Origin of the sequence: Nitratireductor sp. L15S-10, assembly GCF_045011005.1 — a bacterium.
Classification (GTDB): domain Bacteria; phylum Pseudomonadota; class Alphaproteobacteria; order Rhizobiales; family Rhizobiaceae; genus Nitratireductor.
Genome location: NZ_CP120674.1, coordinates 1,993,013 through 2,020,001, shown reverse-complemented (window position 1 = coordinate 2,020,001; position 26,989 = coordinate 1,993,013). Strand labels below are relative to the sequence as shown.

Annotated in this window: 21 protein-coding genes; 11 read left to right on the top strand and 10 right to left on the bottom strand. The window is 58.0% G+C overall.

Translation table 11 applies throughout. The annotated features are described in order from the left end of the window. Positions 1-6: 6 nt before the first annotated feature. Complete coding sequence (sufB, locus tag P2W41_RS09605; RefSeq protein ID WP_292895809.1) at positions 7-1,530, bottom strand: Fe-S cluster assembly protein SufB; 1,524 nt, start codon at positions 1,528-1,530, stop codon at positions 7-9. Positions 1,531-1,710: 180 nt separating this feature from the next. Continuing rightward, positions 1,711-2,886 carry a cysteine desulfurase family protein gene (locus P2W41_RS09600; protein WP_292895811.1) on the bottom strand — a complete coding sequence of 392 codons (1,176 nt, stop codon included), beginning with the start codon at positions 2,884-2,886 and terminating at the stop codon, positions 1,711-1,713. A 261-nt stretch (positions 2,887-3,147) separates the two neighbouring features. On the opposite strand from P2W41_RS09600, the gene P2W41_RS09595 reads away from it, so the two are divergent. After that, entirely contained in the window at positions 3,148-3,822 is a 675-nt protein-coding gene (locus P2W41_RS09595; protein ID WP_223004011.1) for an alpha/beta hydrolase, read from the top strand. A 64-nt stretch (positions 3,823-3,886) separates the two neighbouring features. Further along, entirely contained in the window at positions 3,887-5,140 is a 1,254-nt protein-coding gene (tyrS, locus tag P2W41_RS09590; protein ID WP_292895813.1) for a tyrosine--tRNA ligase, read from the top strand. A gap of 57 nt (positions 5,141-5,197) precedes the next feature. Here tyrS and P2W41_RS09585 read toward each other — a convergent pair whose 3' ends face one another. Beyond that, positions 5,198-8,569, bottom strand: coding sequence for a DUF3971 domain-containing protein (locus P2W41_RS09585; RefSeq protein WP_404933028.1), 3,372 nt, complete (start codon positions 8,567-8,569; stop codon positions 5,198-5,200). Between the two features lie 94 nt (positions 8,570-8,663). On the opposite strand from P2W41_RS09585, the gene P2W41_RS09580 reads away from it, so the two are divergent. Beyond that, the gene (locus P2W41_RS09580) at positions 8,664-9,146 is read left to right on the top strand and encodes a peroxiredoxin (protein ID WP_404933026.1); all 483 of its coding nucleotides are present in this window, start codon (positions 8,664-8,666) and stop codon (positions 9,144-9,146) included. Between the two features lie 178 nt (positions 9,147-9,324). Further along, positions 9,325-10,623: a M23 family metallopeptidase gene (locus P2W41_RS09575; RefSeq protein WP_292895819.1), complete on the top strand. Its 1,299-nt coding sequence runs from the start codon at positions 9,325-9,327 to the stop codon at positions 10,621-10,623. Between the two features lie 64 nt (positions 10,624-10,687). Here P2W41_RS09575 and prfB read toward each other — a convergent pair. From prfB to P2W41_RS09560, 3 genes are all read right to left on the bottom strand, one after another. Beyond that, positions 10,688-11,819, bottom strand: a protein-coding gene (gene prfB, locus P2W41_RS09570; RefSeq protein WP_292895821.1) for a peptide chain release factor 2 whose coding sequence is annotated in 2 segments (ribosomal slippage) — positions 10,688-11,749 and positions 11,751-11,819 — 1,131 coding nt in all. Because the reading frame shifts where the segments join, the coding sequence is not laid out codon by codon here. Between the two features lie 119 nt (positions 11,820-11,938). Next, complete coding sequence (locus P2W41_RS09565) at positions 11,939-14,395, bottom strand: penicillin-binding protein 1A (RefSeq protein WP_292895823.1); 2,457 nt, start codon at positions 14,393-14,395, stop codon at positions 11,939-11,941. A 326-nt stretch (positions 14,396-14,721) separates the two neighbouring features. Then, positions 14,722-15,945: an N-acetylmuramoyl-L-alanine amidase gene (locus tag P2W41_RS09560; RefSeq protein ID WP_404933024.1), complete on the bottom strand. Its 1,224-nt coding sequence runs from the start codon at positions 15,943-15,945 to the stop codon at positions 14,722-14,724. 632 nt (positions 15,946-16,577) lie between these two features. Here P2W41_RS09560 and P2W41_RS09555 point away from each other — a divergent pair. The 7 genes from P2W41_RS09555 to aat all read left to right on the top strand — a co-directional run bounded on the left by P2W41_RS09555 (position 16,578) and on the right by aat (position 24,860). Then, entirely contained in the window at positions 16,578-19,319 is a 2,742-nt protein-coding gene (locus P2W41_RS09555; RefSeq protein ID WP_404933023.1) for an Rne/Rng family ribonuclease, read from the top strand. Between the two features lie 239 nt (positions 19,320-19,558). Next, positions 19,559-20,929 (top strand): M48 family metalloprotease, encoded by a 1,371-nt coding sequence (locus P2W41_RS09550; RefSeq protein ID WP_404933022.1) that lies wholly within the window; start codon positions 19,559-19,561, stop codon positions 20,927-20,929. Positions 20,930-21,012: 83 nt separating this feature from the next. Next, positions 21,013-21,780, top strand: a complete 768-nt coding sequence (locus P2W41_RS09545) for a DsbA family protein (protein WP_404933021.1) — start codon at positions 21,013-21,015, stop codon at positions 21,778-21,780. A gap of 119 nt (positions 21,781-21,899) precedes the next feature. Beyond that, on the top strand, positions 21,900-22,343 hold the full coding sequence (aroQ, locus tag P2W41_RS09540) for a type II 3-dehydroquinate dehydratase (protein ID WP_404933020.1): 444 nt from the start codon (positions 21,900-21,902) through the stop codon (positions 22,341-22,343). A 21-nt stretch (positions 22,344-22,364) separates the two neighbouring features. After that, positions 22,365-22,832 (top strand): acetyl-CoA carboxylase biotin carboxyl carrier protein, encoded by a 468-nt coding sequence (accB, locus tag P2W41_RS09535; RefSeq protein ID WP_292895833.1) that lies wholly within the window; start codon positions 22,365-22,367, stop codon positions 22,830-22,832. A gap of 16 nt (positions 22,833-22,848) precedes the next feature. Then, entirely contained in the window at positions 22,849-24,192 is a 1,344-nt protein-coding gene (accC, locus tag P2W41_RS09530) for an acetyl-CoA carboxylase biotin carboxylase subunit (protein ID WP_292895835.1), read from the top strand. A 47-nt stretch (positions 24,193-24,239) separates the two neighbouring features. Beyond that, positions 24,240-24,860, top strand: coding sequence for a leucyl/phenylalanyl-tRNA--protein transferase (aat, locus tag P2W41_RS09525; RefSeq protein ID WP_292895837.1), 621 nt, complete (start codon positions 24,240-24,242; stop codon positions 24,858-24,860). A 3-nt stretch (positions 24,861-24,863) separates the two neighbouring features. Here aat and P2W41_RS09520 read toward each other — a convergent pair whose 3' ends face one another. The 4 genes from P2W41_RS09520 to P2W41_RS09505 form a co-directional block, all read right to left on the bottom strand. Next, positions 24,864-25,244: a DUF2155 domain-containing protein gene (locus P2W41_RS09520; protein WP_246637983.1), complete on the bottom strand. Its 381-nt coding sequence runs from the start codon at positions 25,242-25,244 to the stop codon at positions 24,864-24,866. A gap of 258 nt (positions 25,245-25,502) precedes the next feature. Further along, positions 25,503-25,901 carry an NADH:ubiquinone oxidoreductase subunit NDUFA12 gene (locus tag P2W41_RS09515; protein ID WP_292895839.1) on the bottom strand — a complete coding sequence of 133 codons (399 nt, stop codon included), beginning with the start codon at positions 25,899-25,901 and terminating at the stop codon, positions 25,503-25,505. Positions 25,902-26,003: 102 nt separating this feature from the next. Next, positions 26,004-26,489: a GNAT family N-acetyltransferase gene (locus tag P2W41_RS09510; protein ID WP_404933019.1), complete on the bottom strand. Its 486-nt coding sequence runs from the start codon at positions 26,487-26,489 to the stop codon at positions 26,004-26,006. Next, a complete protein-coding gene (locus tag P2W41_RS09505; RefSeq protein WP_292895842.1) occupies positions 26,489-26,983 on the bottom strand; it encodes an N-acetyltransferase in 495 nt (164 codons plus the stop codon). The genes P2W41_RS09510 and P2W41_RS09505 overlap by 1 nt, the downstream gene beginning before the upstream one ends. Positions 26,984-26,989 lie beyond the last annotated feature (6 nt).

Below are 26,989 nucleotides of genomic sequence, written 5' to 3'. Positions count from 1 at the left end.
CCGGCCTCAGCCGACCGAACCTTCAAGCGAAATACCGATGAGCTTCTGCGCCTCGACGGCGAACTCCATCGGCAACTCCTGGATGACGTCCTTGACGAAGCCGTTGACGATGAGCGCGATCGCCTCCTCCTCGGGAATGCCGCGCTGCATGACGTAGAACAGCTGATCCTCGGAAATCTTCGACGTAGTCGCCTCGTGCTCGAACTGCGCGGTGGCGTTCTTCGCCTCGATGTAAGGCACCGTGTGCGCGCCGCAGTCATTGCCGATCAGCAGGCTGTCGCACTGGGTGAAGTTGCGGGCGTTGGCCGCCTTGCGGTGGGCCGAAACCTGTCCCCGATAGGTGTTCTGGGAATGGCCGGCGGAAATGCCCTTGGAGATGATGCGGCTCGACGTGTTCTTGCCCAGATGCAGCATCTTGGTGCCGGAATCTATCTGTTGATGGCCGTTGGAAACGGCAATCGAGTAGAACTCGCCGCGGCTGTTGTCGCCACGCAGGATGCAGGACGGGTATTTCCAGGTAATCGCCGAACCGGTCTCGACCTGGGTCCAGGAGATCTTGGAGTTTTTGCCCCTGCAGTCGCCGCGCTTGGTGACGAAGTTGTAGATGCCGCCCTTGCCCTCGGAATCGCCCGGATACCAGTTCTGGACCGTGGAGTACTTGATCTCCGCATCGTCCAGCGCAATGAGCTCGACCACGGCTGCGTGCAACTGGTTCTCGTCGCGCTGCGGCGCGGTGCAGCCTTCCAGATAGGACACATATGCACCCTCTTCCGCGATGATCAGCGTACGCTCGAACTGACCGGTATTTCGCTCGTTGATGCGGAAATAGGTTGATAATTCCATCGGGCAGCGTACGCCCTTCGGCACATACACGAAGGAACCATCCGTGAAGACGGCAGAGTTCAGCGCAGCATAGTAATTGTCCGATACCGGTACGACCGAGCCCAGATATTTCTGGATCAGCTCGGGATGCTCGCGGATCGCCTCGGAGATCGAGCAGAAAATCACGCCGGCCTTGGCAAGCTCTTCCTTGAACGTGGTCACGACCGACACGGAATCGAACACCGCATCAACCGCCACACGTCCGGAGCTATAGACATTGTCGCTCGGGTTTTCTTCCAGTTCGCTTGGCTCGCCCTGCTTGCGCACGCCGGCGAGAATTTCCTGCTCCCTCAAGGGGATACCAAGCTTTTCATAGGTCTTGAGCAACTCCGGATCGACTTCGTCCAGCGACTTCGGGCCGGTCTGATTTTTCGGCGCTGCATAGTAGTGCAGATCCTGAAAATCGATCTTCGGATAGCTGACCCGCGCCCAGCTCGGCTCTACCATGGCCTGCCACCGCTTGTAGGCGTTCAGGCGCCACTCCGTCATCCATTCCGGCTCTTCCTTCTTGGCCGAAATGAAACGGATGATGTCTTCATTCAGGCCTTTGGGCGCCAGATCGCTTTCGATAAGCGTCTCAAAACCATATTTATACTGGTCCACATCGATCATGCGGACCTGATCAATCGTCTCCTGCACGGCAGGCATATGCGTTCTCCATCCATGCCGGGGTCAAGGCCCGGCCGTCTTCAAATTTGCACACCCTGATTGCCTTGTGGCAAACCTGATGTAGTGCTTCGGAGCGGACGTTTCATCCGGTCACATATTAAATATGTGTCTTTTTCTCCATTTTTATTCTCTTCACCCTCGATTTTTCCTTTTGCCGCTTCACGCGGCTTTCATCCCGGCCTTCGGAGAGCTCTTCCTCCGTGTGGCGATATTGGCCAAAACACTGTCAAACAATGCCAGATCATCTTCAGTGGTCGAGTGACCAATGGAGACCCTCAGCGCGCTTGCCTCGTTCCCCAGCCCCATAGCTTCAAGGACATGGCTTGGCCCAACCCGTCCGGATGAACATGCAGACCCCGCAGAAAGCGCCACACCGCCCAGATCAAAAGCTATCTGGGCTGTTTCGGCTTTCATGCCGGGAATGGAAAAGAAACTGGTATTCGCAACACGATTTACATCCCGTCCGTGAATCACGGCATCCGGTATACGTTTCAAAACGGCGCTCTCGAAGCGATCCCGCATCTCGGCCATGAGATCGACACGCTCCAGGTTTCCAAGAGCCTCCGCCGCAGCCGCGCCAAAACCGGCATTGGCGGCGAGATTCTCGGTTCCCGCCCGATGCCCTTTTTCCTGACCGCCACCGACGATCAGCGCCCGCGGCATCATCAGGTCGGCATTCCCGACCACTGCTCCCGCTCCCTTGGGACCGCCGATCTTGTGCGACGATAAAATAAAATAATCAGCGTAACCGGCGGAAATATCCAGAGGAATACGGCCCACGGCCTGTACTGCATCAAAGATCGTCGTGGCGCCATTCGCCTTGGCCAGACGTCCGATTTCCTCAATAGGCTGAATGACGCCCGTTTCGTTGTTCACCGCATGTACGGCAACCAGCGGCAGACCTGCATCGCGATCATGCCCAGCCAGCAGAGAGTTCAACGCGCCAAGATCTATCAATCCATCAGATTGAACAGGTATGATCTTGATTTGATTACATGAAAACCGGCCACCCTTCAAAAAACACGGATGATCCGCAGCACTGACATAAAGCTTTGAAAAGCCGAGTGGTGCGCGTCCCATGGTCCAGTAGGGTGTGAGAAGCATCGCTGCCGCCTCGGTCGCGCCAGAGGTAAAGACAACATCCTCCGCCCGCGCGCCAACGAGACGGGCCACATGCGTGCGAGCCTGTTCCAGTATGCGCCTGGCTTCCCTGCCCTCGGTATGAACGGAAGATGGATTCCCCGGCATGGACAGCGCGTCAAGCACAGCCGCCCTTGCGCGCTCGGTGAGCGGCGCACTGGCATTGAAGTCGAGATATGCTCGAGTTGCCGACATTGATCTTGCGCTTTTCTCCGCGAATCCGCTGTCTGCTTCACGTCATTGAGGCCAAACTTGCCCACCTTGACGTAATTTCCTTGAATTTTCAGGGCGAGCCGTCCTATTTACCCGGCTTGCCGATATGATGGTTGCTTACGCGCCATCAATTTTGAACAATTCTAAACTAGCTTCTATGGAGGCGTCGGCGTCGCGTCAAGGGTTAAGGGGCATCGTTCCCCGTGGAACCTGAAATGCTGCGGCGCCCAATGTGGAGTACTCATGCCTGAGGTCATTTTTGCCGGGCCTGCCGGACGTCTGGAAGGACGATATCAGCCGTCGAAGGAAAAGAACGCTCCGATCGCGCTCATCCTGCATCCGCATCCGCATTTCGGCGGCACGATGAACAACAAGATCGTCTACGATCTTTTCTACATGTTCCAAAGCCGGGGTTTCACCACACTGCGTTTTAACTTCCGTGGCATCGGCCGCAGCCAGGGAGCATTCGATCACGGCACCGGGGAGCTCTCCGATGCAGCCGCGGCGCTCGACTGGGTTCAGTCGCTGCATCCCGATTCGAAAAATTGCTGGATCGCGGGCTACTCCTTCGGTGCCTGGATCGGCATGCAGCTCCTGATGCGCCGTCCCGAGATCGAAGGCTTCATGTCCATCTCGCCGCAGCCAAACCTGTACGACTTCTCCTTCCTCGCGCCTTGCCCATCCTCGGGCCTGATCATTCATGGCGACGCCGACAAGGTTGCACCGCCTGCCGACGTTCAGGGCCTCGTTGACAAACTGCAGTCTCAAAAGGGTATCACCATTACGCAGAAGACCATGCCTGGCGTGAACCACTTCTACACCGATCACGTCGACGAACTGATTGGCGAGTGCTCGGATTATCTTGACCGCCGACTGCGCGGTGAACTTTCCGAGCCCCGCCCCAAACGCCTGAAGTAAACCGTTCTGCGGATACGGCATGCTGTATCGCCGCATCCGCCAAAATCAAAGAGCCTGAAAGACCATGACCGCCTTCAAATCCGACTTCCTGCGCACGCTCAGCGAACGCGGGTTCATTCACCAGACGTCTGACGATGCTGGTCTCGATGAACTCTTTCGGAACGAGACGGTAACGGCCTATATCGGCTTCGACCCCACGGCGCCCAGCCTGCATGCAGGCGGGCTTATCCAGATCATGATGTTGCACTGGCTGCAACAGACAGGGCACCGCCCGATTGCACTGATGGGCGGCGGCACGGGCATGATCGGCGACCCGTCTTTCAAGGACGAGGCGCGCAAGCTGATGACGCCGGAGACGATCGCCGAGAACATTTCCGGCATCAAGAAGGTGTTTTCAAACTACCTCACCTTCGGCGAGGGACCACAGGACGCACTGATGGTCAACAACGCCGACTGGCTTCTGGGCATTAACTATGTCGAGTTCCTGCGTGATGTGGGCCGCCATTTCTCGGTCAACCGAATGCTGTCATTCGATTCCGTGAAACTGCGCCTCGATCGTGAACAGTCTCTCTCTTTCCTAGAATTCAACTACATGATCCTCCAGGCATACGACTATGTGGAGCTGAACAAGCGGCTCGGTTGCCGCCTGCAGATGGGTGGCTCCGATCAGTGGGGCAACATCATCAACGGCATCGATCTCGGCCACCGCATGGGCACGCCGCAGCTCTACGCCCTCACCTCGCCGCTCCTGACCACCGCGTCGGGCGCCAAGATGGGCAAGAGTGCCGAGGGCGCCGTCTGGCTCAACCCGGAGATGCTGGGTGCATATGATTTCTGGCAGTACTGGCGCAACACCGAGGATGCAGATGTCGAGCGCTTCCTGAAACTTTACACCACCATGCCGTTGGACGAGATTGCGCGGCTCGGCGCGCTACAGGGCGCCGAACTCAACGAAGCCAAGAAAATCCTGGCAACCGAAGTGACAGCGATGCTTCACGGCCGCGATGATGCTGAAGAAGCAGCGGAGACCGCGCGCAAGACGTTCGAGGAAGGGGCGCTGGCGCAGACGCTTCCCACAATAGAAGTGGAACGCTCCGCCCTCGAGGATGGGATCGGTGTGCTCTCGCTCTTTGTGACGGCAGGATTGGCCGCGTCCAACGGCGAAGCTCGCCGTCACGTAAAGGGCGGAGCCGTGCGTCTGAACGACCAGCCCGTGAGCGATGACCGACAGGCCGTGACCATCGACAACCTCACAGAGGAAGGCGTAGTGAAACTCTCCCTCGGGAAGAAAAAACACGTGCTTTTGCGTCCGGTCTAGATCGACGCTGTTTAACGCTTCAGAACATTACGGTGCGCCCAGCCGGGCGCACTTTTTTTATCGAAATTCAAATATCTGCCGGAAAATTCCGGGGGCGATGGCCGAGATGGGATTTACTTCCATCTGAGGCTCGGCGAGCTTGCCATACAGTCGATAGGTAATTCCGATCAGTCCGCGATCACGACCGTTTCCAAGGATCTCGCCAAACACCGGTATTTCGCCAAAGATGCGGTTCAGACCGTAGAGTGGCATGAACGTTCCAGTGATCGCAATGTTGTCGTTCGCATCGAACAGCGTCCCCTGGAAGGTCGTGCCGATCAACGGCCCGCGCAGAACACCATCTCTCAACTCCAGTCGCCCCGGACTTTTCAGCACCGTGGCATAGCCGCGTTCAAAGCTGATTCTATTGGCGTCCACCTCGCCATTGCTTTCGGTTGCAGAGACAAGCGAGCGCAGACGGGTTTCATTGACGATAAAAAAGTTTTCTGCCGACACACGGCCACTCAATACACCGCCCTTGCCCTCGCTCAGCGACAGCGCCATCTGCCCGCCTTCCATGTTCTCGTAAAAGTCGACAAAACGCATGACAGCGCCGGCGTCCGACGAATTGGCGGTGATACCGCTTGGGGCACGCGTCAAAGTCACCTTCCCGCCGGACGCCGTTGTGGCCGACATGTCAAGACGGCCCGAGTTCTGCGCGGCAGACGTGTAGTTCAGGATTACATCCCGCAAAACCGCACCGCCGAAACCGGTCACGCTGGCAAGTTTCGCGTCAAGTGTAACGCCGGCGCTAGCCCCTGCTCCGCTTCCGCTATCGGTAGCGCCCCGCCCGGTTGCAAGATAATGCTTGATCATCGCGCGCCCATCCAATGATGCACCACGCACGGTTACCTTGTAGTTCCTGCCCGACCGGTCGACAGAGACAGAAAAATCGTCGCCCCGGTTCAGTCTTGCCTTGTCGAACCGGGCGCTGGAGAGCTCGCCGCCAGCAATAGTAAGGCGCCCTTCGGCTGAAAATGTCTCTCCGGTCAGTCTAAAGTTCGTCAGTTCCATCGACGACGGCGTTTCTTCGAGAATGAAGGACGCCTTCGCAGGGATTCCCGCACCCTTGCTCCAGTTGATCCATGGAAGCGTCAACCGCGCCTTATCCAGCTTTATGGTGAGCGCCTTGCGCCCATCGGCGAGCTCGGAATAGTCCACCGTCATGGGCCCGGAGAGAATACCATCCAGTCCGGGAACCACTTTGTTGCGCATCGTGTCGTCGAGCATCAGCTCGATCTTGCGTGACCGCTTCAGCCCGGACTCTCCGATAGGCTCGACGAGTTCCAGGCGTGCCGGTACGCCGTTCAGCGTTGCGGAGGCGGAAATGTCCGCCCTGCCCGGCTCGACAATCAGCACGCCATTGGCATCAGCGACCATCTGTCCATCAAAAGGCTTCGTGATCGAAAGGTTTTTGTATTCCAGTGTAGCCTGCCAGCCGAGATCTTCGCGCAGAATGCCATCGCTCAAAGGGATATCCGCGACCACATGCCCGGTCACATCACCGGTCACATCCTGAGGCGCAAGGTCAATCTTGTCGGACACATCGATAGGCTCATATGAAGCCAGCTCAACAATGGCAGGCGCCTTACCGGCTACGTCTATTTCAAGTTTGCCGATACGTGGCTTCACATGAGCATTGCGAACCGTGAGCGATCCCTTGCTGGCAGCCACTTTCCGCCCACTCGGCATGAAGACCGTGCCCGCCTCAATCGCGATATCGATGTCTGAGCCCTGAAACGCGATGCGACCGACCGCGTCTCGCACGGGCGGTATGCGGCCGGCGATGTCGAACCGCGCATCAGAGACAGCGAAGGCTCCACTGACTTCTTCATTGTTCAGCGGTTTGCCATTGCCGAAACGCCCCGGAGGCACGCGCAGGCGAAGATTGCCCTCGACAACCCGACCGCCAAAGAGATTTCCCAGCACCCACTCCCTCGCTCCCGAGGCGGCGAACCACGGCCAGAACTGCTTGACCTCATGGGTCGGCATTCCTTCGGTATAGACGGCAAGCGACAGGCCCGGCGTCTTGCCCGCCTGAAAGGTGACCGCAGCACTTGCGGTGATCACGCCGGATGTGGTGGCGATGCGGATCGTGTCCCCGACGATGCGACCATTTCCAGTGTCGATACGCCCGGCAACGCCTGCTACGAAGGGGACCGCGGCTTCAGGCGAATCGATCGGCGCGATCGTGGATTGACCGCTGGCAAGATCAAAACGATAGACCGCACTCCCGGCGCCGGAATTCTCGACAGGAACAATTCGCCCCGTGAAATTGAAAGCAGAACGTCCGACAACCATGTTCGCCTGATTGATGACGATCATGCCCTCATCGTCTCCGACCTCGGCGCGGATGCGGCCAGTTGCGGTCAACACCCCATCGTCCCCAAGATCAAAGGGAGCGTTATCCAGCTCCAGTTCGAATTTCAGCCGGCCATTGCCGATCTTGCGCTCGCCGCCATGCAACGATATGCGAACTGACTCAAGAAGGCCCCTGGTGCGTTCATCACGACCGGAAACGGCCCGCGCAGTCTCCAGAAGCGACGGCGTGGGTGCCGAAATTTCGACATCCACTGACTGGATCGGCCCATCGCGCACGGGGCGCAAGGCAGTTCCAGAAATTTCAATGCCACGGTCGTCGAGCGCGATAGTGCTTTTGAAATCAAGCTTTCCTGAAGGCGCCATGGAAGCATTGATATCGATCTTCATACTCCGCCTGGAGGTGTCATCCAGGATCACCTCAACATCACGCAGGCGCAGGTATCGAGTTCCCATGCGTTCGGTCAGTGCGTAGACACGTCTGAGACCGTCAAAAACATCTTTCTCGACCAGACTGGGATCGAGCGGCTTTTTCCAGCGCGCGACCTCGGCCACCTCCTCGGAGCGCGATGAGAGCGCGGCAAGCTGCACACGCGCACCCGCAATATCTGCGCTTCCGACCTTTATCTGCCCTTTGAGCAATGGCAGCAGCCTGATGCCGAATCGGAGAACATCCGCGTCGATCAGTGTTTCACCGGTTTCGGCTTTGGTTAGATGCGCGTCCCTTATCTCAAGGGCAATCAGACTGCGATCGCTCGGGACCAATCGCAAGGCCCCCATGGATGTCTCGACATCGTACCCCGCAAGCGTGGTCAGGGCTCCTTGCGCAGCCGACCGCAACCGCTCCTGGCCGATCGAGCCCGTCCCGACGAGCTGAAGCGTCAGTCCAAGAACAACAACGAGCGCAACCACCCCTGCAAAACCGGCAATAAAGCGCCTCAACCAAAGCCAGAACACGGAACGCCGCAGAACCCGCCGCGCCCTGTCATGGGTAGAGGGGTAAGTTTCCAGAGCCGCTATCTCGCCGCGCTTGAACCTGATCTTTCTGTGAGAAGCACCTTGCTGATCCAAAACCGTTCCCGTCGACACTCGCAGCCATGGACGAATCCACTAACATGATTATATCTCTCCCTTTCATCGCCTATCCACAAACAGGGGAAAGAAAATGACAGGACCCGTCAAAGGAAGCGAAGCACCGGACTTTGCATTGCCCGCAGATGGTGGCAGCGAAATCCGACTGTCGGACTTCCGCGGGAGAAACGTCGTGCTGTTCTTCTATCCCAAAAACGACACCAGCGGCTGCACCGCGGAAGCAATCGACTTTACGGCGCTCAAGCCGGAATTCGATGCTCTCGATACGGTCCTTCTGGGAATGTCGCCAGACAGCCCCAAGAGCCACGACAAGTTTAAGAGCAAACACGCACTCACGGTGGTTCTCGTTTCCGATCAGGAGAAGGAAACGCTTCAGGCATACGGTGTGTGGGTCGAAAAAAGCATGTATGGCCGCAAATATATGGGTGTCGAGCGCTCAACTTTCCTGATCGGCCGTGACGGTCACGTTGCGGAATCATGGCGCAAAGTAAAAGTGCCAGGCCATGCTCAGTCCGTGCTCGACGCTGTCAAGACGCTTGAAACGGAAGGTCGTTAGATCCCTTCATTGCCAGCCAGTCCCCTGCCGCAACCGCAACCTGTATTCTGACAGGAGCCATGCCGCACCAGCTATTGTGCTTTTGTCCCCCTTCAATCGTAGCGCGAAAAGCTTTGTTAACCCTAATCAAGTGTAATCGGCATCGAACACGGTCCCCTGAACACAAGTTCGATTCTCGATGCACTCACAGCAATCTGCGGTTTTCGGTAAACGCAAGGAACCCCACACGATTATCATCGCGCGGGGCGACACGATCCGGCATTTCACGGTGCGGCCATGGATCGCCGCCCTGGCCGGTTCTGCCATTGCCGCGCTTGCGATAGGATATCTTCTTGCCACCTCCTATCTCGTATTTCGAGACGACCTGATCGGTGCCACCGTTGCACGACAGGCGCGACTTCAGCAGGCCTATGAAGATCGGATTTCCGCCCTGCGCGCTCAACTTGACCGCGTCACCAGCCGCCAGCTTCTCGATCAGCAATTCATGCAGGAAAAGGTCGGCGAGCTGCTTGCACGGCAGGATCAGCTCACCAAGCGTCAAAGCCGGCTCGATCCGGTGCTCAACCGTGCAGGGGCCGATCTGTTGCCGGATAGCGCGCCCGTGCCGGAACCACGGCCGAAAATCAAGGCCGAGATCGAACCACTGCTCGATCCGACGAAGACCGGCAGCATCGCGGTCGCATCATTTGCTCCTGCGCAAACAGGTTCGCCACCCTGGCCGCTCCGTTCACGGTCGGCTCAGAAGAGTGAGCAACTGTCGGCTGCCGACAAGGCAGACTACCTGTTTGTAAAGCTCAATCGCGCACTGGAATCCATCGAGACAGATCAGATCGACAGTGTGAGGTTGCTTGCCGACGACGCCTATCAGACCGCTGATGCCATTGCCGGCACGCTGGAAGATGTCGGTTTGATAATCCCTGGCGACCACCGAGAAGAGAGTGTCGGCGGTCCGCTTCTTGCGTCCACCACCGCTCTCGTTTTTGAGGACCAGGTGCGGGAACTGGATGAAGCCCTGTCCCGTCTGAATGAAATCAAGGCCAAGGCAAGGCGTCTACCTCTGGCGAGCCCGGCACCCGGGGCGCAGGTATCGAGCCGTTTTGGTGCACGCAAGGATCCGTTTCTCGGCCGCCTCGCCCATCATTCGGGCATCGACTTTCGAGCACGGCGCGGCGCGTCTGTCCATGCGACCGGCTCCGGAACAGTGGTAAAAGCGGGCTGGAACGGCGGTTACGGGCGCATGGTAGAGATCGATCACGGAAACGGTCTTACGACGCGCTATGCCCACATGAGCAAGATTCTTGTAAAGACCGGTGACAGGGTGGAGGTCGGTACGAAGGTGGGAAAGGTCGGCTCGAGCGGCCGCTCCACAGGACCACATCTCCATTATGAAGTGCGCAGATCCGGTACCGCCATAAATCCCTCCCGCTTTCTCACCGCAGGGCGCAAGATCGCCAAGTATCTCCAGAACGACACCTGAAAATGAAAACGGGCGAACGCCTCGCGTCCGCCCGTATATCGTAGGGTGCTGAGACGGCAGGAAACTATGCCAGGTCCTCGACCTCCGCGCCATTGCTGCCATGAACCCGTTGTGACAGTGCAGCTTCCATGAACGCATCCAGCTTGCCGTCGAGTACATCCTGGGGGCTCGTACTCTCAACGCCCGTACGCAGGTCCTTCACCAGCTGATAGGGCTGCAGGACGTAGGAGCGAATCTGGTGGCCCCAGCCAATATCCGTCTTGGAAGCTTCTGTGGCACTGGCTGCGTCTTCACGCTTTTTAAGCTCCTCCTCATAGAGGCGCGCGCGCAACATATCCCAGGCGGTAGCGCGGTTCTTGTGCTGTGAGCGCTCCTTTTGACACTGCACCACAATGCCACTCGGGATGTGTGTTATGCGGACAGCCGAGTCTGTTGTATTGACGTGCTGACCGCCCGCGCCTGACGCCCGGTATGTATCGATGCGAACCTCGGAATCGGGAATATCGATGTCGATCGTGTCATCGATAACGGGGTAGACCCAGGCACTGGCGAATGAGGTGTGTCGTCGCGCATTGCTGTCATAGGGGGAGATACGAACAAGGCGGTGCACGCCCGACTCTGTCTTCAGCCACCCATAGGCGTTTCGCCCCTTGATCAGAAGGGTCGCCGACTTGATGCCGGCCTCTTCGCCGTCATGGACCTCCATCACATCGACTTTCATGCCACGGCGCTCTGCCCAGCGCGTGTACATGCGCAGGAGCATTTGCGCCCAGTCCTGGCTCTCCGTACCGCCAGCACCGGCATGAATTTCCAGATAAGTGTCGTTGCCGTCAGCCTCGCCGGAAAGCAAGGTTTCCACCTGGCGGGCGGCGATCTCTTCATTCAGACCTTTGAGAGCGGCTTCTGCTTCCGAAACCACGGAAGTGTCGCCCTCTTCCTCGCCGAGTTCGATCAAGCCGACATTGTCCTCAAGCGCCTGCGAAAGGTTGCGGACACTGGTGATGTTCTCTTCGAGCATCTGACGCTCGCGCATCAGCTTCTGGGCTTCCTGCGGATCATTCCACAGGTCGGCCTCTTCAGCGCGAGCATTGAGATAATCAAGTCTCTTTACCGCTTCATCCCAGTCAAAGATGCCTCCTCAGCAGGCTTATGGCCTGCCTGATTTCGTCGACAAGATTTTCGGTTTCTGCGCGCATTGCAGATCAACACCTCGGTTTTGTTGGATTTTTTCAGAAACAGTGTTCTGAATCGCGTCGGACCATATGGAGCGTGCCCGCTTGTGTAAAGCAGACACGCTCACAATCAGGCAACAATATCAGTAGAGTCCGCCAGCGCCCGAGTTCACGGCACGGTTGGCCTGCGGAGAAATGACCCGGGGGCCTCCAGCTCCCTCGAGATCCTCCATGCCAATCACCCAGTAGCTGTCGGCAGGACCCGTCCCCGGTTTAAAAGCTTCCATTATGACGCCGGGCTGTCCGGCCTGGGCGCGCATTCCCGTCTTGCGATCAATGGGAATGATGTTCATGCCCTCCGGCACCTGAAAATCGACGGGGCGCATATCCTTCAGCGCATTCGCCATGAACTCCTTGAAGATCGGAGCAGCGAGACCACCACCGGTGGAGCCACGCCCCATAGGACGCGGGGTGTCGTAGCCCATGAACACGCCAACGACGAGGTCGGGTGTATAGCCAACGAACCATGCGTCTTTCTCGTCATTCGTCGTCCCTGTCTTACCGGCAATCGGGCGGCCGAGCTCGGAAACTGTCACCGCTGTACCGCGCGACACCACCCCCTGCATCATTGAGGTGATCTGATAAGCGGTCATGGGATCGAGAACCTGATCACGATCATTGATGATCTCTGGTTCCTCCTGCCCTTTCCACTCGCTTGCGACACAACCCACACATTCGCGGCGATCATGCTTGTAGACCGTTTTCCCGTAGCGGTCCTGAATACGGTCAATCAATGACGGAACGATCTGTTTCCCGCCGTTTGCCATCACCGCATAGGCAGAGACCATACGCATGACCGTCGTCTCCCCGGAACCAAGGGACATGGCCAGCACAGGGAGCATCTTGTCATAAAGACCGAAATGCTCCGCGTAGTCAGCCACAAGCTGCATGCCCATGTCCTTTGCCAGGCGCACAGTCATCAGATTGCGCGAACGTTCGATACCAGCTCGCAATGTCGAGGGACCGGCGGATTTTCCACCATAGTTCTTCGGTTCCCAGACCTCGTTGCCGACCTGGATCGAGATTGGCGCATCGAGCACGACCGAAGCCGGCGTATAGCCATTGTCGAGTGCTGCAGCGTAAACGATGGGCTTGAAGGCCGAACCTGGCTGGCGATAGGCCTGCGTCGCCCGATTGAACTGGGAATCGGCATAGGAGAAGCCGCCGACCATCGCCAGAACACGTCCCGTATGGGGATCCATGGCCACCAGGGCGCCTTCGATTTCCGGCACCTGACGCAACTCCCAAGCCCGCTCCGTGTCCGGCTTCTTCTCGACGAAAATCACATCACCGGGCTTCAGAACGTCCGATTGCTTGTTGGCCTTAAGACGTTCGCCATCGACGACATGCCGCATGGCCCACTTCATGTCTTCGAGCGCGATTGTACCTGTTTCGCGTTCTTCCGAGAGTGCGCCGGACACTGTGCGCTCCGGCTTGATGCCTATAGAAATTTTGTCATCTTCAGTTCCAAGAACGACAGCAAGCTTCCATTCTGGAACATCGCTCAACGCCTCGACCTCTCCGAGCGGCACGCCCCAATCGCCGGAGACGTCGATCTGGGTCACCGGTCCGCGATAACCACGCAGCGTATCGTAGCGGATGAGACCGTTTTGCAGCGCCTTGCGGGCATAAAGCTGCAATTTCGGATCGAGTGTCGTCCGGACCGACAGACCGCCTTCGTAAAGCGCGTCTTCGCCATAGCGCGAAATGATGTCGCGACGAACCTCTTCCGTGAAGTACTCACCGGCAAAGAGATAGGTCCCGCGCCGCCGGGGAGAAACATTAAGACCGGTCGCCTTGGCCTTCTCACCCTCCTCGGCAGTTGCATAACCGTTTTCGACCATCTGATCGATCACCCAGTTGCGCCGCTCAATGGCGCGCTCCGTGTACCGGAAAGGGTGGTAATTGGATGGCCCCTTCGGCAGGGCGGCCAGGTAGGCTGCTTCGGCAAGCGTCAGTTCATTGACCGACTTGTCGAAATAAGTCAGGGCCGCTCCGGCGATGCCATAGGAACCAAGGCCGAAAAAGATCTCGTTCAGGTAGAGCTCAAGAATACGGTCCTTGGAATAGGCCTGCTCGATACGGAAGGAGAGCACCATCTCCTTGATCTTGCGCTGCATGGTCTGATCGGAAGTCAGCAGGAAGTTCTTTGCCACCTGCTGCGTAATGGTCGACGCTCCCACGGGGCGGCGACCGGAACCAAAATTCTGAATATTGGTGATCACGGCACGCACAAGACCTGTTACGTCAACGCCCGGGTGCTTGTAGAAGTTCTTGTCTTCGGCAGAGAGAAAGGCAGCCTTGACCCGGTCAGGCACGGCCTGAATGGGAAGATAAAGCCTGCGCTCGCGCGCAAATTCCGCCATCAGTGCGCCGTCGGCGGCATGAACACGGGTGGTTACAGGTGGCTCATACTTCGCCAGGACCTCATAGTCTGGAAGATCTTTTGTAAGATCGCCGACATAAAGCGCGATGCCCGCTGCCACCAGCAACGCCAGCACGATGCCAACGCCAAAGAAATACCCGATGAGACGTACCATGCCCGCTCCAATTCATACTCTGGCGTAGCCCTTTTGCTGCAAAAGCCACAAACCGCCAGAGCCGTCTTTCAAATTCCAACCGCATCGCGAAGACAAATGACGAAACCGCGCCTCGTCATTGCCAGACAGTTCGTCCTCTTCGCCGCCAGCGATTCTATAATACCACTTTTTGTCATGATCTTCCGCCCGGAGCACCCGGTGTTTCCGGAAAATCTTGCATTGGCTCTTACTGCCTTAGTCTTGTGGGCAAAATGCGGCGGTACAAACGGCGGAACCTCTGGCTGAATTAATCATTTCAAGCGTTGCAGACTTGCAACGTCCTTGCGTCATCCACCCGCCGCGCCATTCGCCTTCGCAAAGTAGCCGACAGCTTCAACGATTGCGTCCATCGTCTCGGCACGCCACTCGGGATCCCGAAGCTGCGCTTCATCCTCCGGGTTCGACAGATAGCCAAGTTCCAGAAGCACCGAGGGAATATCGGGCGCGCGAAGGACCCGGAAACCCGCGTATCGGTGCGGATTTTTCACCAGTTGAACCGTATCCGACAATTTGCCGATCAGAGTGCGCGCAAAACGGATGGAGAACGCATGTGTTTCGCGCCGGATAAGATCAACAAGAATATCCTCAACTTCATCCTGCTCCTCTTCGGGCACTTTGCCAGCAATTTCATCCGAGAGATTTTCGCGGGCAGCTGTCGCCGCCGCCTCGGCATCCGAGGCCTTGTCAGACACCGTATAAACGGTTGCGCCTCGCACGCTACGGATGGCGATTGCGTCGGCATGCACCGAGACAAACAGATCCGCGCCCTTCTCACGTGCGATCCGAACCCGCTCGTCAAGACGCAGGAAACGGTCGTCTTCACGTGTAAGGACCACCCGGTAACGCCCCGTTTCTTCCAGTTTCCGGGCCAGCTCGAGCGCGAACAGCAACGTGATCTGCTTTTCGATCGTTCCATTGATACCGCGCGCGCCGCCATCCGCGCCGCCATGTCCCGGATCAAGCGCTACGGTAAAGCGATCCTGTATCGCCGGCGCTCCCTCCCCCGGCTCTTCCGCCCCCGGTTTCAGCATGCTCGCACGCAGCGCTGCATCGAAATCATCAGCCGAACTCGCCCGCAATTCCAAGATCAGGCGAAATCCTTCCGAGGTTTCATTCTTCATAACCTCGGCTTTCTCGACGGAGAACGGCCCCACCGCCCGGAAAAGCAGTCGCGCACGCTCCGCGTCCACTGCACCATACTGGACGGCTGCAACCAGACCGCGTGGACGCAGTTCAAGAGGATCGAAGGAAAATTCCGTCAAGGGCAGGTCAACGACCAAGCGGCTGGGATCCCGTAGAAGAAACCACCGAAACTCGGGCTTTTGGTCGAAACGAACGACAATGCGAGTGTACTGCGCGTCGCCTGCCATCTTGTAGTCATGCGCCTTGAGGGCAGGCTCACCACCGAAAGCGTTGTTGAAAACAAGAGTGATCGCCGCGAGAAAAGCCCCAATGAATAGCGTTGGTCTGTGCAAAACCGCCTCTTTGAGATGCGTTGTGCGAATCTTCATCGAATCGATATCGATTCCCCATGAGAAAAATGGCGTTTTTCCTTCGAATCGCCCGGAAACTCCCAATTTTTATGCGCTCTCCACATCCGTTGGGCAATCGATGACCGGGTTCCCCGTCAGCCTCCAGCCCAGCCCACCAATAGAAATCAGGGTTGCCAATACAACTGTCAAATCATAAAAGCATCTATGAATCATCGCGATAAGCGTCCTTGGTTTGAGTCCCTGCTGACAAACGGCGATGAGCAACGGGGCGAACCTTTTCCGCCGCCGCAAACCGGAACGGGCGGTGATTCAGAAGGAATTTTTCAGGGCATTCTCCAGACATGAGAGCTCTGACGTAGGAAACGGCCGGACCTTAAGAAACGTCCGTGCCGGCTCGCTATGAGCAATAGCTGGCCCGTAAATCCGGGCCTTGGTTGAAACGGTTCTGCCGGGCGATGGAATGGCTTCAGGCGCGATTGGAAATAGATCCGGATTAAAGCGCACCGCGAAATCGGTGTTCCGGTCCAATTTCGCGCGGCCTTCAACGCCGACGAACCTCAGATTATCCGGCACAGATTGTCACACTGGCTTGCGGCGACACACGTGGAGTCCGGCCCGACAATCGCACCCTGCCGGGGAGACAAGAATTTATGCCGAACAAAATGCTAATAGATGCCTCCCATCCGGAGGAAACAAGGGTTGTCGTCCTTCGCGGTAATCGCATCGAAGAGTTCGATTTCGAATCTCAGGATAAGAAGCAGCTTCGCGGAAACATCTATCTGGCGCGTGTAACACGCGTCGAACCTTCACTTCAGGCCGCATTCGTCGAATATGGTGGAAACAGGCATGGCTTTCTCGCCTTCAGCGAGATTCATCCAGATTACTATCAGATTCCTGTAGCGGACCGCCAGGCGCTCATTGAAGCCGAGGCTGCGGAAGCCAAGGCAGATGAGGACGAGGAAGAAGGCGAACAGCGCCAGCCCCAGAAGGGTGGACGGAAACGTCGCCGCGCCAATACCCGGAAGAAGACTGCCAGGCAGGATGACGCTACCGCCGAAGAAGAAAAGATAGATGTCTCCGGAGACGACGACACCTCCGAGGATGAAGGCGGCGAAAAATCGACAACCATGGCTGCTGAAGCGGCCGCAGACGTCGTTTCGGAGGAGCCCCGTGCAAAGCGCTCTCGTCGCGGTCGCTCCAGGGACGATGGCGATAGCGACGACAGCAATGTCGACGAAGAGGAAGACAACGTTGACACCGTTGGCGCCGATGACGCGCTGGAAGAGGTCCAGGCACCACGTCGTGCCGCCCGCAAGAATTACAAGATCCAGGAAGTCATCAAGCGCCGCCAGATACTTCTTGTCCAGGTGGTCAAGGAAGAACGCGGTAACAAGGGCGCGGCGCTGACCACATACCTGTCGCTTGCCGGTCGTTATTCCGTCCTGATGCCGAACACTGCGCGCGGCGGTGGCATCTCACGAAAGATCACCAACGTTCAGGATCGCAAACGTCTTAAGGACGTTGTGAAGCAGCTCGATGTCCCGCAGGGCATGGGTGTAATCCTGCGCACGGCGGGTGCCAACCGCACCAAAGCTGAGATCAAGCGTGATTACGACTATCTGATGCGCCTTTGGGAAAAAGTGCGCAGCCTCACGCTCGAATCGACCGCCCCTGCTCTTGTTTATGAGGAAGGCAGTCTGATCAAGCGTTCCGTGCGCGATCTCTATAACAAGGATATCGGCGAAGTTCTGGTGGCAGGCGAAGAAGGTTATCGCGAAGCCAAGGATTTCATGCGGATGCTCATGCCGAGCCACGCAAAGGTTGTGCAGCCTTATCGTGAGGTGACACCAATCTTTGCAGGCAATGGCATTGAAGCGCAGCTCGACCGGATGCTGCAGCCCCAGGTAACGTTGAAATCTGGCGGCTATATCATCATCAACCAGACCGAAGCGCTGGTCGCGATCGATGTCAATTCCGGCCGTTCAACAAAGGAACACTCCATTGAAGACACCGCGCTCCAGACCAACCTGGAAGCCGCGGAAGAGGTTGCGCGTCAGTTGCGACTGCGGGATCTCGCGGGCCTGATCGTTATCGACTTCATCGATATGGAGGAGAACCGAAACAACCGCGCAGTCGAAAAGCGGCTGAAGGATTGCCTCAAAAACGACCGCGCGCGCATCCAGGTGGGGCGGATCTCGCATTTCGGTCTTCTGGAGATGTCCCGTCAGCGCATTCGTGCAAGCGTTCTTGAAAGCACGATGCAGCCATGCACCCATTGCGGTGGCACAGGGCATATCCGCTCTGATTCCTCGGTGGCGCTTTTCGTTGTTCGCTCTATCGAAGAGTATCTCCTCAAGGATTCCCGCAACAACATTGCTGTTAGGACACCCACGCCGACAGCGCTCTATCTGCTGAACCACAAGCGCGCCAACCTCGTTGAGATGGAAAACCGCTTTGGCGTGCACATCACCGTGGAAGCGGATGATGAGGTCGGAGCGCAGCATTTCGCAATCACAAAACAGCAACCGGCAGACAAGTCCGGCATGGAGCAGCCCGTTCCGACAGCTCCGATCGAGGTCGCGGAACCGGAAGAAGCCGCCGCTCCATCCCACGAAACCACCAATGGTGAGGATGGCGAGCCTCGCAAACGTCGGCGCAAGCGCAAGCGGCGCGGAGGTCGCAATCGCAACAACAACGGCGAGGCTGCGACCGAACAGAGCGCAAACGAGAGCTCCGAGCACGGCGCCGTTGAAGAGAATGCATCCGGCGGGAACACAGGAGATGAGCCTGCAGCTCCGGAAGAAGCCGGCGAGGCCCTGACCGCTGAAAATGCCGAGGGTGAGCGCAAGAAGCGTCATCGCGGCAAACGGGGTGGGCGCAAGAACCGCCGTGAAAGCCAGCCGCAGGATGTCGCGGAGGATGGCGAGAACGTCGCATCCGAAACGGTACAAGCCGATACGTCGGACAACACCGAAGCGGCATCGGCGGAGACTTCTGAACAGGAGGCTCCTGCCGACACGCAGCAGGAACCTGCAGCCGAGGAAAAGCCGGCGAGGAAACCCCGCCGACGGACACGCAAGACGTCTGCTCCTGCCGCTGAGGACAACGCGCCAGACGAAACAGGCAATGGCGCAACGCCCCCTGCAGAGGAGAAGTCTGCCGAAAGCGTGTCTACCGAAACGGTTGCGTCTGAAGAGACTGCGCCCCCGGCTGCGAAGAAACGCAGAACTTCCACGCGTAGGACCGCGGCGAAACCCAAGGCAGAAGAAAACGAAGCTCCCGCGGGTGACAGTGTCGTGGCAGAAGTCGAACCGGTGGTCTCGTCATCAGAATCCTCGGAATCTGATCGGCCGCGCAAAACCGGCTGGTGGCAGCGAAAAAGCTTCTTCTAGATCGCGAACCGGGTATGGGTGTCCAAAAGGCACCCGACCTTCAGTTCGAAGATCAAAGGAAACCGAAATCTGCTTCCAGCTTTCGTTATTTCACCACAGGAAGCCGGCGCCCTGCGCCGGCTTTTTGCGTTTGGTGACATAGCGACGCGATGGATCACAACTCCATGATCACACACGGTTGTGCCTTTCCATTGCCCTCATGCTCGTCTACCACTTTCGCGATGCTTGAGAAAAAAACCATGGCTTACATGACTGTCACGCGAACGATTACGCTATTTCTCGCTGCCGCTTATCTGACCGTCGTCTCGGCCCCTGCCGCATTCGCGCAGGCCCGGGTGACCGTTGTCCGTGACGCGGAAATCGAGGCTCTTATCTCGGAATACGCCCGCCCGATTCTTAAAGCGGCCGGCCTTTCCAGATCCGGTATCGATATCGTCCTGGTCAACGACCGCAGTTTCAATGCGTTCGTCGACGGACGCCGGATCTTCATTCACACCGGCGCCTTGACGGACGCGGACACACCCAACGAGGTAATCGGGGTGATTGCCCATGAAGCCGGCCATATCGCGGGCGGTCACCAGGAGCGTTTGCGCCAACAGTTGAAACGTGCCCAGACCATGGCGATCGTATCGGCCCTCATTGGCATTGGAGCAGGTGTCGCCGGAGCTGCTTCTGACTCGCGCGGTCTGGCCACGGCTGGCGTCGGCATGGCGGCCGGTGGTGCCGAAATGGCGCGGCGCAGCCTGCTTGGCTATCAGCGCTCTGAAGAAGCCACCGCCGACCGGACCGCGATTGATTATCTCAATCGGACCGGACAGTCTGCCAGAGGAATGCTCAAGACATTCGAACGTCTGGCCGGCGGCATGGCTCTCGCGGGTGTAAATGTTGACCCCTACCAGATCAGCCATCCGATGCCGCGCGAGCGCATTGCCAATCTGGAGGAGCTCGCCCGCAAAAGCAGCCACTTTGATCGCAAGGATCCCCCGGAGCTGCAGCTTCGTCATGACATGATGCGAGCCAAGATTGCCGCCTATATGGAGGGCGGTCAGGCTGTGCAACGTCTCTTCCGCAGCGATCCCCGCGGCATCCCTGCGCGCTATGGCGATGCGATCTCCACATATCTCACCGGCAACCCGCGTACCGCTTTGCAAAAGGTCGACGCGTTGATTTCCCAGATGCCCCGCAACCCGTACCTCCAGGAGTTGCGCGGAGATGTTCTCATAAAGGCCAACCGACCCGAGGAAGCAGCTAACGCCTATGCGCGGGCGCTGTCACTTGCGCCTGGGACCCCCGGCCTGCTGCAGGTCGGCTACGGGCAGGCCCTGCTCGCGACGGGCAAGCCGGATCTGGTGAGAAAGGCTGCCTCGGAGCTGCAGACCGGCCTTTCACGCGAGCCCGAATTTGCCAATGGCTATCGCTACCTCGCCCAGGCCTACGGGCAGATCGGCGAAATCGCTGCAGCCGAACTGGCGACGGCGGAAGGCTATTTTCATCTCGGTAAGTATCAGGATGCGAAAATATTCGCGACCCGGGCGCAAAAGCGCATGAAACGCGGCACGCCTGGCTGGCTGCGGGCGCAGGACATCATTCAGTTCAAGAAACCGGGTTAAGATGAACCTTTGTGGCCTCATCCGCACCCATGAGTGACGCATGAGTGCACCCGCTCACCCAAACAGATGAATCGGAACATGACATGATCTTCACGAGAAAAATCCGAGTGCTCGCTGCCACGGCCGCTTTGCTTGCGCCCCTCACGATATTCAGCTCTGCTGCACAGGCCGAGACTGCGGCGCCGCTTGGCAAACCGGAAGTGGAACAGATTATCCGCGACTATCTGCTCAACAATCCCGAACTTCTTCTGGAGGTTCAGGATGCGCTTGAGGCCAAGCAGCGTGAAGAGCAAAAAATGGCTCAGAAAGCCGTGATGGAGGAGAGGAAAGACCAGCTTTTCAATAGCCCCTATGACGGTGTGGTCGGCAATCCGGACGCAGCCATAACGGTCGTTGAATTCTTCGACTACAACTGCGGATATTGCAAGCGCGCCATGGCTGACATGCAGGCACTGGTGGAAGAAAACAATGATGTCCGCTTCGTTCTCAAGGAGTTCCCGATCCTTTCTGCTCAATCACGTGAAGCGCATGTGGTGTCGATGGCGGTGCATGCCATCGCGCCGGAAAAATACGCCGGGTTTCACCAGCAGCTCCTAGGCGCCGAGACACGCGCCGATGGTGAACTGGCCATCAAGATCGCAGTCGAGAATGGGGTCGAAGAAGGAGCGCTGCGCAAGGAAATGGAGAACCCTGCGATTCAAAAGATTTTTTCCGAAACCTACGAATTGGCGAATCAGCTTGCAGTCACAGGAACGCCCGCATATGTGATCGGCGACGAAATTGTGTTCGGCGCCCTCGGCAAGGACGTTCTTGCCGAGAAAATCGACCAGGCACGCTCACAAAGCAACTGATCGGCGCGTTGAGCGCGCTGTGGACAGACAAAGAAGCCCCTTGCCATCTTTGCGGCACGGTCTAAGCCCTCTATAGAGGAGCGTATAGAGCGTGTCGCGAAGGGCCAGGGGACAATTTCATGGCGAAAACAGTCTTCATACTGAACGGGCCCAATCTGAATGCGCTCGGAAAACGTGAGCCCGGCATATACGGCGGCGATACCCTGGCAGGGATCGAAGCATCATGCCACAAGAAGGCTTCAGCACTTGGAATGCATGTCGAGTTCCGCCAGTCCAACCACGAAGGCGACCTCGTTGACTGGATACATGAAGCTGGCGAAAGTGCGGTTGGGATCATCATTAATCCCGGTGCCTATGGGCACACCTCCATTGCCCTTCATGATGCGGTCCGCTCCGTCAGCCCGCTGCCGGTGATCGAGGTGCATATCTCCAACATTCACGCACGCGAGGCCTTTCGCCACGTTTCGATGATCGCTCCGGCCGCAAAAGGCATGATTTGCGGTTTGGGCACAATCGGTTATGTACTCGCGCTGGATGCGGTGGCCGCAAGCCAGCCCGATTGAGAACAAGGCAGGAATAAGAATATGTCGACAAAGAAGACGGGGGTCGATCAGCAACTCATTCGCGAGCTTGCGACGATCTTGAACGACACCAATCTGACTGAAATCGAAGTCGAGCAGGAGGATCTGCGGATTCGCGTGGCCAAACAGGCCGCCGCGGCAGTGCAGACCTATGCAGCACCAGCCCCCGCTCCTGCTCCTGCTGCACCGGTGGCTTCACCGAAGGAAGAAGCTCCCGCGGCAAACCCGGCCGACTCCAAGAATGCCGTTCCCTCTCCGATGGTAGGAACAGCCTACGCGGCGCCCGCACCGGGGGCAAACCCCTTCATCCAGGTCGGTCAGTCCGTGAAGGAAGGCCAGACTCTTCTCATCATCGAAGCGATGAAAACCATGAACCAGATCCCTGCTCCCCGCTCCGGCACAGTGACGGCGATCCTCTTCGAGGATGCCCAGCCGGTCGAGTTCGGCGAGCCGCTGGTTGTGATCGAGTAATCCGGGGCAGGCGCGCATGTTTCATAAAATCCTCATCGCCAATCGCGGCGAAATCGCCCTGCGCGTTCTGCGCGCCGCCAAGGAGCTCGGCATCCAGACCGTCGCCGTCCATTCCACGGCCGACGCGGATGCGATGCATGTGCGCCTTGCCGACGAAAGCGTATGCATTGGGCCGCCGCCCTCGCGCGACAGTTATCTGAATATCCATCAGATTCTGGCTGCATGCGAGATCACCGGCGCGGATGCCGTTCATCCCGGTTACGGTTTCCTCTCCGAAAACGCCAAGTTCTCCGAGATTTTGGCAGCGCACAATCTCACATTCATCGGGCCGTCTGCGGAACATATTCGCATTATGGGCGACAAGATCACTGCCAAGAAAACGGTGAAAGAGCTCGGAATCCCTGTCGTTCCCGGCTCCGAAGGCGCCGTGACGGACGATGTGGAAGCCAAGCGGATTGCCGCTGACATCGGTTATCCAGTGCTCATCAAGGCTTCCGCCGGCGGCGGCGGTCGTGGCATGAAGGTCGCGAAGACGGAAGCCGACCTTGCCGAAGCGCTCTCCACCGCCCGCTCGGAAGCGGGCGCCGCTTTTGGCGACGATGCGGTCTATATCGAGAAATATCTCGAAAAGCCTCGTCACATTGAAGTGCAGGTGATGGGCGACGGCGCCGGCAAAGCCATTCATCTGGGTGAACGTGACTGTTCCCTCCAGCGCCGCCATCAAAAGGTCTGGGAAGAAGCCAATTCGCCTGCCCTCAATGTCGAGCAGCGCAATCGCATCGGCGAGGTCGTGTCAAAGGCAATTGCCGACCTGGGCTATTCGGGGGCCGGCACCATCGAATTTCTCTACGAGAACGGTGAGTTCTACTTTATCGAGATGAACACCCGTCTCCAGGTGGAGCATCCGGTCACCGAGGCCATCACAGGCATCGATCTGGTGCACGAGCAGATTCGCGTCGCCTCTGGCGGCGGTCTTTCCTGCACGCAGGACGAAGTTCGCTTCGAGGGGCACGCTATTGAGTGCCGCATCAATGCCGAAGACCCGCGCACCTTCACGCCCTCGCCTGGCACCATCTCGCATTTCCATACACCAGGCGGTCTGGGAATTCGGGTGGATTCCGGCGTCTATTCGGGCTACCGCATTCCGCCCTATTACGACAGCCTGATCGGCAAGCTGATCGTGCACGGTCGCAACCGGGTAGAGTGCATGATGCGTTTGCGCCGCGCTCTGGACGAGTTTGTGGTTGACGGCATCAAGACCACACTGCCGCTGTTCCAGGATCTTGTGGGCAATCCCGACATCGCCAACGGCGATTACGACATCCACTGGCTGGAGAATTACCTGGCAAAGACGAGCTGAGGCTCGCCGCTCGCTGTGATTCTCCGGCAATTCGCCGGTTGGACACGATGGCACGACCTTTCGCACCAGGATTTCGGATTCCTCCGGATCTTCTTCTTCGCGCCTATGCCACCGGGGTGTTCCCGATGGCGGAAAGCGCGGACGATCCGGAGGTATTCTGGGTGCGGCCGGAGACGCGTGGGATCATTCCCCTGGACGCGTTTCATGTTCCCAAAAGTCTGGCGAAGCGATTGCGTCGCAACACTTTCCGCATTGCTTTCGACACAGACTTTGAGGGTGTGATCGAGGGTTGCGCAGAAGCGCGGCGCGACAGCGACGAGACTTGGATCAACGCTCCCATCCGCGAAGCCTACGGGCTCCTGTTTGAGAACGGGCATTGCCATACAGTGGAAGCCTGGACGGACGACGGATTGGTTGGTGGCCTGTATGGCGTGACACTGGGGCGCGCGTTCTTTGGCGAGAGCATGTTCTCACGCCGCACTGACGCTTCGAAGATTTGCCTCGCTCATCTCGTGAAACGCCTGCGCGCGCAAGGCTTCACGCTTCTCGATACACAATTCACCACGCCGCATCTGAAACAGTTTGGGGCGATAGATGTGCCTCGAGCTCGCTATGAACAACTCCTGCACGAAGCACTGCAGGGCGGTGAAGCCCGCTTCAATCCGTAGCGATCAGTTGGTTTCTGGCGGCGGTACGTCTGTGTCTTCCTTGCAGCCCTTGAGCCACACATCGTAGACCGCGTGCTCGACAGCATTCAGACCGGGGCTTTCTGCGAGCATCCAGCCTGTGAAAATGCGGCGAATCTCTCTGTCCAGAGTGATCTCGTCCACTTCCACAAACGCATCTGTACGCGGCTCTTCGGTTTCTTCTGAAGTGTAACAGACCCGTGGCGTGACCTGTAGTGCACCGAACTGAACCGTCTCGTCCATATAAACGTCAAAGGAGATGATTCGCCCGGTGATCTTGTCGATACCCGTGAACTCGGCGACCGGATGCTTGATTCTGGCGGCCTGAACCGGCGCAGTCGCCAGCATCGCCAGTCCCAATGCCATAATCAGCCCAAAACCGGCGTTTTTCTTCTGGCCTGACTTCATGTGGCTCTACACCCGTCCTGTTCGCTTGCGACCTTTGATGACGGTGCGGAATCGCCCGTCAGCCGGTAAAGCTTACGATTAGAGCATCGGACCGAAAAGTGGAATCCGGTTTTCGGGCTATTCCGATGCTCCATCAATAGTTTAGATCGTCCTTTGTGCGTCCGGATGGACGCAGGGCAATCTAGTACGCAATTGTGGCGAGATCAGCGAGAAGCCTCAGCCACCCGGCGTCCATGCATCGTAATCGCCAGTCACGCGCGGGCGATCTGCGGCAGTGGCGATCGAGCCTTTCGGACGGTAGGCCGCAGGCGATCCGGTCAGATTGGGCAGATGCGGTTTCTGCCATTCGCGCGGCGTGTAGTTCTCGTTGACCGGTGCCACGTCAACTCGATGGTGCAGCCAGCCGTGCCAGCCTGGCGGCACGAGCGAAGCATCGGAAATGCCGTTATAGATCACCCAGCGACGCGTACGCCCCTCGGAATCCTTGCCACCCTCATAATAGGTGTTTCCGAACTCGTCTTCACCGACGCGCGTTCCTTTGCGCCAGGTGTGGAAGCGCGTGCCCAGCGTCTGGCCGTTCCACCAGGTGAAAAACTGAAGCAGAAACTTCTTCATGGCGTCCTCAAGTCGCTCGCTGTCATCGTCAGAGATGGCTCGTGGTTGGCGTTATGGCGTCCGCTGCGCCGGAAGGCAAGACCTCCAGTCGATGCTCCAGAGTCATTTCAGCTTCATCTTGAAACCGACATGGCTTTTGGCAAAGCCAAGCCGCTCATAAAACCCGTGCGCGCGCTTGCGCGTCTCATTGGACATAAGCTGTACCAGGCGGGCGTCGCATGCCCTCGCCTTTTCAACTGCGTGACGGATCATGGACGCCCCTATTCCCTGGCCGCGCAGGTCCTGCCGCGTTTGTACGGCCTCAATCTGAAAACTTGTGCGGCCACGACCCGGCATGCCCGGAATGAGCGTCGTCTGAAAGGTCCCAACCACCGAGCCGTGCAGTTCGGCCACGTAAAGCGTATCGTTCGGGCTACGGCTGATGCGCTCGAATGCCGCAAGATAAGCCCCTGCCGCTTCCGCTTCGGTCGTATCGCCGTGGCCACCCACCGCATCTGCGGCGAAGAGTGCGACGATGGCCGCCACGTCACGCTTTTCGGCGATTCGTATCAACAGCGGTTCAGTGCTTGTCTGGTCGTCCGCCAGCATCAAAGTTCGCGCCGGTAAACGAGAGCGGGCAATTCGAAACCCGCCCCGCCGCAATCGCCGCTTCGCCCAACCTGCTCAAACCCCAGATGTTCGTAAAATGCTCTCGCCCTGCTGTTTGCCTCTTCAACCTCGAGCGTGATTTCACGCGCTTCAGGGAAGCATTGAGCAATTTCGGAGAAAAGCGCCAGTCCAATACCGTTTCCCTGGCAAGAGGGATGCACATAGAGTTGGTGGAGCCTGATACTCCTGCCCTCGTTCTCGGCCACGGCAAACGCCATCCCGCCGATAGTCTGGCCACTGTCGGCCAAAACGAATTCTGAGTCCGGCCTCTTCAATCGTGCTTTCAGCGCCTCAGGGGAATGCCAGGAATTCGTAATCTCCACCACGCGCTCGCGCCCATAGAGAAGATCATAGGTGTCGTGCCAGGTCTCGATGAGGAGCGCACGCACGGCTGGCAAGTCGCGCTCGCTCGCCGTGCGTACGAAAAAATCCATGCCGCT